Below are 10,982 nucleotides of genomic sequence, written 5' to 3'. Positions count from 1 at the left end.
TAAGAACAATGAGCCGAAAGGTCAACATCTCGGTAGATAACTTGCCTGATACACTAAGAGGCCAAATTCACGGGGTGGAGAGTGCAGTTGATAATGAAAGTTTAGCACTATTTACAGATAACAAAGATGTTCGCATTTCTATTGAGAATGCAGCTCATGGTTTACGTGCCTATTCAAATACATTTAATCATTACGATTTATGGGGACGTTTTGTTCGATCGGGTCATAAAAAACTTCCATTAGAAGAAGCGCCTAAAAAAACAATCATTACACGTAAAATATCAGAAAAAGTAGATGGTATTTTATACGATGGCGAAATAAAAATAACACCCGCTGTTGTTAGTACCCGCAAAGACGGTGAAGATATTGAATACCTAGTATGGCCATCAGATAGAGAAGAAAAAGTAGAACGAGCTCTTATCCGTTTAGCCTCAAAAGGTAAAATAGTAAAAATAAATTTTAAGTCCGGTATTCAATATGCCGTTGTTTTTTCGATGAACGAATTAGCACAAGAACTTAAAGCCGTTGGTCAGTCCATGCCATATCCTGCGATTAAAGAATCACTTGAAGCACTTCAAGGGTCAAAACTTTCATTTAAATACTCTGCAACAGATACTAAAAATTCAGATATTGATGATTCATTCTACGAGTCAAACATGAATTTTTTATCGTCTTTGCATTTTAGTGGGAAAAAAGGTCAGGGCGGTAATGTTAAATGTGTTGCCTGTTTAAATGCTTTCGTTCATAACATGATCGATAACTTAGAATATAAAGGTTATTATTTTAACAGTGCACAAGAACTAAAGCGTGGTTTATCACGTTGGATGATGCTGCGTTTGTATCATTTATGGCGCTACGCGGCACCAGGTAAAACATATCATTTTAGATTACTTTCTATTATGGAAAAATATGGTTCGATATATTCAACCGACAACATAACAGAAAACAAATTAAAAGCATTACGTCGTGATATGACAACTACCATGAAAGACCTTATAGAAAAGGGTGCCATTTCAGAATACAGCATTACCAATGTTAAAGACGATAAGACCGGTAATATTATAGATTACACCTATGAAATGCATCCGTCAGATCAATTTTGTGATGAAATACTTACATTGAATAAGCATAACAAACGTATAGAAATTCAAGGCGGTAAACGCATAGTTGAAAATGCCGTTTTAATAGATGAAGATAAAATAGAAGAAATAGTCGAAAAATAGTTTATTATTTATCTTTGCTATACAAATACTAAAAGGCCACTAAATGTGGCCTTTTTAACATAATTAATTTGTTACTTGTTCAAGGTAAAGCCTATCAACCAGGAAATCATAATCTCGTTTTCGAGGATGACTTTCTGGCTTTTCGTAATCTGGTAAGGTTCCTATTTTAACATCGGGCTCTGGGTTTATTAATATAAATGGTAATGCAGCACTAACGTGGTAACGATTTTGTGCAGTGTATCTGATATTTACTTGAGGACTAACTCGAGTAGGGCGTCTTATTCTTAGTTTTTCCTTCTCACCTAAGCTAGCAATCCTCATTTGTTCTTGAGCGACTAGAGATTGCCACTTTTGCTGATCGATCATTCTTGGATTTGTATAACCTGCAGATTTACTCAACATTTCAAGAGCCATCTTTTTAGTGAGGGTTTTAGTTGCATGTTTGTGCATCCATGTAAATCTAACAGAAAAAGGTGATTCACTCTCACTGTGTATTTTTCTGTATGCAGCTAAAGTAATTAAATTTGGTACTGCATTATGAACAGCTTCAAAACGAGCGTCGTTGTTATCAATACTTAGAATACATTCCTTAAATGCTGCTTTAGCTTTATTAACCTGATTAATCCTATCATTGAGTGCCTGCTTATTAGCATTTTTTATAACTAACAAACCAGGATGCCTTTTAAGTACTCGGCTACTTAACCCTGACTTTGTATACATATCAGTAAATGAATTAAGAATAGCTCGTAGGGCATTATCTCCCGTTAGTTTTGAAACGGATATACTTTGCGGGACATTATTTTCTTCACTAGTAAGAACCTCAGGCAATTTATAGTATTCAGCTTTTGAGTATTCACATTGTTTGAGTTCATCAATTAACAATGAGGTAAGCTCACTCATTAAATCAAACTGACTTCTTATTTTTATTTTAGAGACCATCATACACCAAGAACACATCTTACTTTAATCAGAAATGATACTAACCTTTTGCCTTTTTAGCTATATCTTTACAAAATTTATTGTTGCTAAGATAAACATTGATTACAAATATAGTATGATGTGTTCTTTGCTGTTTGGCATATAAGCTATTATTTATATTAGATATTATTAATATTATAGCTCGGCCGCTTAAACTAGGTTGTGCTCCGATAGCATATATAAATATAAATACAATCCTCATGATTATAATTTTTAAAATCTAACTGTAAAGTTTAGAATACAATTGTTGTAAGTTAAGTATGATGTGTTCCTTGTTATTCTGTATATAATATCTGGTATTAAGCTTAGTGTTCTCGAACTCTATGAAATTAACATTTATAGGTGTAATTAACTGATAATAAATGGTTTTAATAATAGTTTGATTAAGCTAATTTATGAAATATATACATATGGAAAGTTGTTAATTGGTGTTTATAACTAGCCCATAACAAAATAATTAGTAAATAGTGAATTTAGTACTTGAACACAGGTACGTGCATACGTTAATTTCAGTACATCAGGTAAAGTAGGAATGAGGAAAGAATATGCAATCGTGGAACCCAAATAGCTGGAGAGAGCTGCCAATACTGCAGCAGCCACAATACCCAGATCAAGACGTGTTAAAATCTGTTGAAGGCCAATTAAAAACTGCACCCCCATTAGTTTTTGCAGAAGAAACTCGTAGTTTATTTAAGCAACTTGAAGATGTATGTGAAGGCCGTGCATTTTTACTTCAAGGTGGAGACTGTGCAGAATCGTTTAGTGATTTTAATGCAGCAAACATTCGCGACACATTTAAAACAATTTTACAAATGGCTGTAGTTTTAACCTACGGCGGTAAATGCCCAGTTGTAAAAATTGCCCGTATGGCTGGACAGTATGCAAAACCCCGTTCTGCTGATTTAGAAACTATTGACGGTGTTTCACTTCCATCATACCGAGGCGACATAATTAACAACATAGACTTCACAGCTGAAGCCCGCATACCCGATCCGCAACGTTTAATGACCGCTTACCACCATAGTGCAGCTACATTAAACTTACTACGTGCATTTGCACAAGGTGGCCTTGCAGATTTACACCAGGTCAATCGCTGGAACATGGGGTTTGTAGCCGCCAATCCTCAAAAGCAAAAGTACCAACAGCTTGCTGATAAAATTCAAGACGCACTAGAGTTTATGGAAGTGTGCGGTATTAATTCTACTATAGCACCAAGCCTTAAAGAGACAGATCTCTACACATCTCACGAAGCATTGTTACTGGGCTATGAAGAAGCACTAACGCGACGCGATCACTTATCAGGCGACTGGTATGACTGTTCAGCGCATTTTGTTTGGATCGGTGAGCGCACACGTCAATTAGACCACGCACACATTGAGTTTTTTAAAGGAATTAAAAACCCAATTGGTGTAAAAGTAGGTCCTGGTATGGACCCAGATGAATTAATCCGCCTAATTGATGCATTAAATCCTGACAATATTCCAGGACGATTAACCTTAATTACACGCATGGGGGCAGATCTACTGCCAGAGAAATTACCAGCACTCGTACGTAAAGTACAACAAGAAGGGCGTAAGGTAATTTGGAGTTCAGACCCAATGCATGGCAATACTGAAAAAGCGACTTCTGGATACAAAACGCGTAATTTCGACAATATAATGCGCGAAATAAGCCAGTTTTTCTCTGTTCACAAAGCAGAAGGTTCATATGCAGGTGGCGTTCACCTAGAAATGACCGGTCAGCATGTTACAGAGTGTACCGGCGGAGCGTATGGTCTATCAGACGACGATTTAGCACAACGCTACAAAACACAGTGTGACCCACGTCTTAATGCAGACCAAGTATTAGAGCTAGGGTTTTTAGTTGCTGATTTATTAAAAGACGCACGTAAATAAAGACTCTTACGTATAAAAAGCCGCTTAACAGCGGCTTTTTTGTGGCGTAAACATTTAACTAAGTTAGTACTTACGACGTTCTAAATCCGTATCCATCAATATTTTTGCAGAAATTTCTTCAACCGAATGATGGGTTGAATTGAAGTAGGCAATTTTATGACGCTTGTAAAGCATTTCAACCTCACGTACTTCAATACGACACTGCCTTATAGATGCATATTTAGAGTTGGCCATTCGACGATGCCTAATTGCAGCAAGTCTCTCTGGGTCAATAGTTAAACCAAACAATTTATGTTTATAAGGTACTAAACATTTAGGCAAGCCTTCGCTTTCTAAATCTTCTTCGGTAATAGGGTAGTTTGCTGCTTTAATGCCATATTGCAACGCTAAATATAAGCTCGTTGGGGTTTTACCACTTCGGCTCACACCTATTAAAATAATATCAGCCTCGGAAAAGTTTTTGATATTGCCGCCGTCGTCATTCATTAAAGCATAATTCACCGCGTCTATTCTAAAGTCATAACTTTTTTCATGTATAGAGTGTGTACGATGCATTTTTGGTACAGGTGCCACCTGTAATTCTTTTTCAATTTTTTCGCTATACGTGGTCAAAAAATCATATGGGATAGCATCCGCTGACTTTATGATTTCGCTCAAACTATGATTAACAAATGTAAAAAACACAAAGGGCTTTTCACCCGTTTTTGCAGCTGTTGCATTTATTAACGCTTTAATTTCGTGTGCTTTTTCTTCTGTTTCTACGAAAGGAATAGTTTTGTGATTAAAATCGATTGGAAACAAAGATAACGTTGCATGCCCAAACACTTCTGATGTAATTGCTGTTCCATCAGATATATAAAATGCAGTTCTCATAATTAACCTTTTTGTTACTTTTAATCCCTAAAATGGGTTACTCACGGTTTACGCGAGGACTGTTGCCAGTGTAGAATGAAGGTGGCCTTTATAAAAGGTTTTCTTTCTTAACTCTCACAGTTTCAACTACAATTTGTTTTTTGGAGAAAGACCCGTGCAAGAATACGTTCTCTGGTATCAAGAGCTTGGTATGCAAGATGTTCCTCGAGTTGGCGGTAAAAACGCCTCTCTTGGTGAAATGATTTCTAACCTAGCTAACGCTGGTGTACAAGTACCGGGTGGTTTCGCAACAACCGCCGATGCTTTTAATGAGTTTTTAGATCAATCAGGACTCAATGCCAAAATTCATGACATCCTAGATACACTCGATGTTGATGATGTAAATACACTCGCCAAAGTAGGTGCCGATATCCGCCAATGGATAATCGATACACCATTCCAACCAAATTTAGACCAAGCAATTCGCGATGCATACAGCCAACTTCATGGTGATACATCAGCTGATGTGTCATTTGCTGTACGTTCATCAGCAACCGCTGAGGATATGCCAGACGCATCTTTTGCAGGCCAACAAGAAACATTTTTAAATGTTGTTGGTATCGATTCGGTTATGGTTGCTATAAAGCATGTATTTGCATCTTTGTTTAACGACCGCGCAATTTCTTATCGTGTTCACCAAGGTTACGATCATCGTGGTGTTGCATTATCAGCAGGCATACAGCGTATGGTACGCTCTGATAAATCAGCATCTGGCGTTATGTTCAGTATCGACACTGAATCTGGCTTTGAAGATGTTGTATTTGTAACCTCAAGCTACGGTTTAGGTGAAATGGTTGTACAGGGTGCTGTTAACCCAGACGAATTTTATGTACATAAACCAACATTACTAAAAGATAAGCCATCTGTAGTGCGTCGTAATATTGGCTCTAAAGCCATTCAAATGATTTATTCAAACGACAAAGCACATGGTAAACAAGTAGAAATAGTTGACGTAAACCCTGAACTTTCTAACAAATTTTCGATTACAGATGAAGAAGTACAAGACCTTGCCAAGCAAGCTGTAATCATTGAAAAACATTACGGTCGTCCTATGGACATCGAATGGGCAAAAGACGGTAATGACGGCAAACTATATATAGTACAAGCTCGTCCAGAAACTGTGCGTTCAAACGAAGATACAAATGTAATGGAGCGTTTTCAGTTAAACGGTTCAAGTAACGTTGTTGTAGAAGGTCGTGCAATTGGTCATAAAATTGGTAGCGGTGTTGTACGTGTTCTTGACTCGATTGATGAAATGGATCAAGTGCAAGTTGGTGACATTTTAGTCACCGACATGACCGACCCAGACTGGGAACCTATCATGAAGCGTGCAGCAGCGATTGTTACAAATCGTGGTGGCCGCACATGTCACGCAGCAATCATTGCTCGTGAACTGGGTATCCCTGCAGTTGTAGGATGTGGCAATGCAACCGACCTAATCAAAGCTGGTCAAGAAGTCACTGTATCATGTGCCGAAGGCGATACTGGTTTCATTTACGAAGGTATTTTAGATTTTGAAGTGCTTACTTCACGTGTTGACGAAATGCCAAACCTACCAATGAAAGTAATGATGAACGTGGGTAACCCGGACCGCGCATTCGACTTTGCACGTTTGCCTCACTCAGGTGTTGGCCTTGCACGTGTTGAATTCATCATCAACCGCATGATTGGCGTGCATCCAAAAGCATTATTAAATTTCGACGCACAAACAGATGCCCTTAAAGAAGAAATAACCGACATGATTGCTGGTTACGATTCACCAGTAGAGTTTTATATTTCAAAACTTGTTGAAGGTATTTCAACGCTAGGTTGTGCATTTGCTCCCGAGCGTGTAATTGTTCGTATGTCTGATTTTAAATCAAACGAATACGCTAACTTAGTGGGCGGGCAACAATACGAACCTGAAGAAGAAAACCCAATGATTGGTTTTCGTGGTGCAGCGCGTTATATATCTGAAGACTTCCGCGACTGTTTTGCACTAGAGTGTGAAGCAATCAAGCGTGTACGCAATACTATGGACATGACTAACATTGAGATCATGATTCCATTCGTACGTACACTTGAAGAAGGTAAACGTGTAATTGAATTACTAGAAGAGCATGGCCTAAAACGTGGCGAAAATGGTCTTAAAGTAATTATGATGTGTGAGCTTCCGTCAAATGCATTACTTGCCGAAGAGTTCTTAGAACACTTTGACGGTTTTTCAATTGGATCTAACGATTTAACACAGTTAACACTAGGTTTAGACCGAGATTCTGGTTTAATTGCTCATTTGTTTGACGAGCGTGACCCAGCAATTAAAAAGCTTCTTTCTATGGCAATTCAAACAGCCAAAGCAAAAGGAAAGTATGTAGGCATTTGTGGACAAGGTCCTTCAGATCACGAAGACTTTGCTGCATGGTTAGTTGACCAAGGTATAGACTCTGTATCATTAAACCCAGATACAGTAATCGAAACTTGGTTATACTTAGCTAAAAAATTAGCTAAGTAACCTGTTATAGCTATGTAAAAGCCAGCATATATTGCTGGCTTTTTTGTTGGTCAATCTATTTTAACTGCGTGCTAATTTTTTATCTAAATACTGACAAGATTTAGTCAGTGCTTTTTGGCAAAGGGTCAAATAATAACGCGCTTTTGGGTAATAAAACGAATAACACAATAAACCAGCCATAAAAAATATAAGTGATGGACCCGGTACAACCGCAAATATTAATCCTAATAAAATAAATAACGCACCCATGATCTGTAATACAATTTTTTTCATATAAATGACCTCTCATGTAGTTAACTTGATTATAATTACAGCAGTGCTTAAATCGGCAAAAAGAGTGTTACAAACTGTAAATTCTTCAATTTCTATTAGCAATCAGCATGATATAATTAACCAAATGTCTAAAAGTATGCCGTTATGATCGCAACAATTACTCAGCAAGATGCCGCGTCAGACCTTGTCGCAAATTACCTAAATACATTACAAAAGCAAGGCTTTACCGGTGATACCGATGCAAGTTATGCAACACGTATTACCGCTTCAACCGATAACAGTATTTACCAGCAATTGCCTCAAGGTGTCATTTTTCCCAAAAACGAAAAAGACATTCAACTTGCTTTGCAAACTGCATCACGGGACCCTTTTTTATCATTAACATTTGGACCACGCGGTGGTGGAACTGGCACTAATGGTCAGTCTTTAACGCCGGGTATCGTTGTTGATTTATCCCGCTACATGCGTCAAATTCTCGAAATTAATGTCGAAGAAGGGTGGGTTCGGGTTCAAACTGGCGTAATAAAAGATCAGCTAAATGACTTTTTAAGGCCTTATGGATTTTTCTTTTCTCCCGACTTATCTACCAGTAATCGTGCAACTATAGGCGGTATGATCAGTACCGATGCTTCAGGGCAAGGTTCACTTGTTTACGGTAAAACAAGTGATCATGTTTTAGGCCTTACAACCTATTTAGTAGACGGTACACCAATGAGTACCGCTCCAATAAACGTCGAAAAGGCAAAAATAATTGCAGAGCAAGACACGTTAGTTGGCACAATATATAAAACTGTACTTAATATAGCCATTGATGAACGTGATGCTATTTTAAATAAGTTTCCTAGGTTAAATCGTTTTTTAACCGGCTATGACTTAGAACACGTCCTAAGTGATGACTTACTTACTTTTGATATGAGCCGTTTAATAACAGGTTCAGAAGGTTCACTAGGTATTGTCACCGAGGCAAAATTAAACCTTACACCGATTGCCGAATATAAAACACTTATAAATATTAAATACGATAGTTTTGATTCAGCACTTCGACACTCTCCATTTTTAGTTGATGCCCGTGCAACTTCAGTTGAAACTGTCGATAGTAAAGTATTAAACCTAGCTCGCGAAGATATCATTTGGCATTCAGTATCGGACTTAATAACCGATGTACCAAATAAAAATATGCAAGGGCTCAACATGGTTGAGTTTAATGCAGTATCACCCGACGATATAAAAGACAAAGTAGACACGCTTTGTACATTGTTAGATGAATGTGTAGCCAATCAAACCAATGGTGTAATAGGCTACCAGCTAACAAATGATAAAAGTGACATTTTAAAAATTTACGCAATGCGTAAAAAGTCAGTTGGTTTACTTGGAAACGTAAAAGGCAGCCAAAAGCCATTGGCCTTTGCAGAAGATACTGCAGTACCGCCTGAAAATTTAGCCGACTATATAGTTGAGTTTAGAGCCTTACTCGACAGTCATAATTTACAATATGGTATGTTTGGCCATGTTGATGCCGGTGTTTTACATGTAAGACCCGCACTGGATATGTGCGATCCTGAACAAGAAAAACTTTTACGTACCATTTCAGATGAAGTGGTTAAACTCACAGCCAAGTACGGCGGTTTAATGTGGGGCGAACATGGTAAAGGCTACCGCAGTGAATATGGACCTGAGTTTTTTGGTGAACATTTATTTACCCAACTGCGCATAATTAAAACAGCGTTCGACCCATATAACCGAATAAACCCAGGGAAAATATGCACACCTATCGATAGTGAAGACTCACTAGTTAGTGTTGATGGGCAAAAAAGATCGTGGTTCGACAAACAAATTTCAATCGATGTTAAAACGAGTTTCAACAACGCCATGACCTGTAACGGAAATGGTATTTGTTTTAATTATGATGAAAACTCGCCAATGTGTCCGTCGTATAAAGTAACTGGCGATCGCCGTAACTCACCAAAAGGGCGAGCAAGTTTAATGCGTGAATGGCTACGCCTTCAAGAATCTAAAAACATAGATCTACTGGGTGTAGAAAAAGAATTAAATAAAGGTGAAGTAATTACCTGGTGGGAAAGGTTTGTACATAGCCGCGAAAAAAAGAAAGGCATTTACGATTTTTCACACGAAGTAAAAGTATCTATGGATGAATGTTTAGCCTGTAAAGCATGTACAACTGCTTGCCCTATTAAAGTAGATGTACCTACTTTTCGTGCCCGCTTTTTAAATTATTATCACAGTTATTATGCGCGTCCACTCAAAGACTACTTAGTGGGTAACATTGAAAGTAGCGCGCCACTTATGGCTAAATTCGGTAAAATAATAAATCCAATTGTTAAAACAAAATTTGTTAGCAGCATAATTAAAAACACGGTGGGTTATGTTGATACACCACAACTTAGTATTCCGTCACTAGCAAATCGGATAAACAAAGCACAGCAATTTAATTTTGAATTTTTAAATAATTTAACCGCCGAACAGCAAAGTGAATACGTTTTAATAGTTCAAGACCCGTTCACTAGCTTTTATGAAGCCGAACTAGTTGAAAGTTTTATAACCTTAATTGCTCAACTTGGTAAAAAGCCAATGTTGTTACCCTTTAAACCCAATGGTAAACCGCAACATGTAAAAGGTTTTTTGCACGAATTTAAAGTGACTGCCAAAAATGCCGCAGAATTTTTAAATCAGTTAAACGATATTAATGCGCCACTAGTGGGATTAGATGCGTCTTTGGTTATGTGTTATCGCGATGAATACAACACAATTTTAGAAAATAACCGCGGCGATTTTAACGTACAACTTGCTCACGAATGGTTAGAAACGCAATCTTTTAAAGGGCTAACTGCAAATAATAATGATGAAACTGAATTTACATTATTAAGTCACTGCACAGAAACTACATCTTTGCCAAAAGCAGCTAATGTTTGGAAAACTATATTTACAGATATCGGACTAACTTTAAATACAACTAATACCGGTTGCTGTGGTATGGCGGGTACTTACGGACATGAAGCACAAAATCAAGATAACTCACGCGCACTTTACGAAATGAGTTGGAAACCCATAGTTGAAAAAACTAAATCAGAGCAACTTTTGTCAACTGGGTTTTCGTGCCGTAGCCAAGTAAAACGCTATGAAAAGTTTAAGCCTAAACATCCTATCGAATTACTTGCCCATGTACTAAGTTAAAAATTTTTTTAAACATAT

At 37.6% G+C, this 10,982-nt stretch carries 7 protein-coding genes; 4 read left to right on the top strand and 3 right to left on the bottom strand.

Annotated elements, in window-relative coordinates:
• The first annotated feature begins 8 nt into the window (after positions 1–8).
• The gene (locus ATS72_RS16500; protein WP_058429297.1) at positions 9–1,223 is read left to right on the top strand and encodes a hypothetical protein; all 1,215 of its coding nucleotides are present in this window, start codon (positions 9–11) and stop codon (positions 1,221–1,223) included.
• 63 nt (positions 1,224–1,286) lie between these two features.
• Here ATS72_RS16500 and ATS72_RS16495 read toward each other — a convergent pair whose 3' ends face one another.
• Positions 1,287–2,162, bottom strand: a complete 876-nt coding sequence (locus tag ATS72_RS16495) for a DNA replication terminus site-binding protein (protein ID WP_058429296.1) — start codon at positions 2,160–2,162, stop codon at positions 1,287–1,289.
• A 584-nt stretch (positions 2,163–2,746) separates the two neighbouring features.
• Here ATS72_RS16495 and ATS72_RS16490 point away from each other — a divergent pair.
• Positions 2,747–4,096, top strand: a complete 1,350-nt coding sequence (locus ATS72_RS16490; RefSeq protein WP_058429295.1) for a class II 3-deoxy-7-phosphoheptulonate synthase — start codon at positions 2,747–2,749, stop codon at positions 4,094–4,096.
• Positions 4,097–4,159: 63 nt separating this feature from the next.
• On the opposite strand, the gene ppsR is transcribed toward ATS72_RS16490, so the two are convergent.
• Positions 4,160–4,969, bottom strand: a complete 810-nt coding sequence (ppsR, locus tag ATS72_RS16485; RefSeq protein ID WP_006793240.1) for a posphoenolpyruvate synthetase regulatory kinase/phosphorylase PpsR — start codon at positions 4,967–4,969, stop codon at positions 4,160–4,162.
• A 154-nt stretch (positions 4,970–5,123) separates the two neighbouring features.
• Between ppsR and ppsA the strand changes: the two genes are divergently transcribed.
• Entirely contained in the window at positions 5,124–7,499 is a 2,376-nt protein-coding gene (ppsA, locus tag ATS72_RS16480; protein WP_058429294.1) for a phosphoenolpyruvate synthase, read from the top strand.
• Positions 7,500–7,559: 60 nt separating this feature from the next.
• On the opposite strand, the gene ATS72_RS16475 is transcribed toward ppsA, so the two are convergent.
• Positions 7,560–7,772 carry a PGPGW domain-containing protein gene (locus tag ATS72_RS16475; RefSeq protein WP_008131796.1) on the bottom strand — a complete coding sequence of 71 codons (213 nt, stop codon included), beginning with the start codon at positions 7,770–7,772 and terminating at the stop codon, positions 7,560–7,562.
• 144 nt (positions 7,773–7,916) lie between these two features.
• Here ATS72_RS16475 and ydiJ point away from each other — a divergent pair, with 144 nt between their 5' ends.
• Positions 7,917–10,964, top strand: a complete 3,048-nt coding sequence (ydiJ, locus tag ATS72_RS16470) for a D-2-hydroxyglutarate dehydrogenase YdiJ (protein ID WP_058429293.1) — start codon at positions 7,917–7,919, stop codon at positions 10,962–10,964.
• Positions 10,965–10,982 lie beyond the last annotated feature (18 nt).

The organism is Pseudoalteromonas sp. 13-15, from assembly GCF_001468205.2.
Lineage (GTDB): Bacteria > Pseudomonadota > Gammaproteobacteria > Enterobacterales > Alteromonadaceae > Pseudoalteromonas > Pseudoalteromonas marina.
The sequence above is the reverse complement of the archived record's forward strand: the minus strand, read 5'-3'. Positions and strand labels throughout refer to the sequence as shown.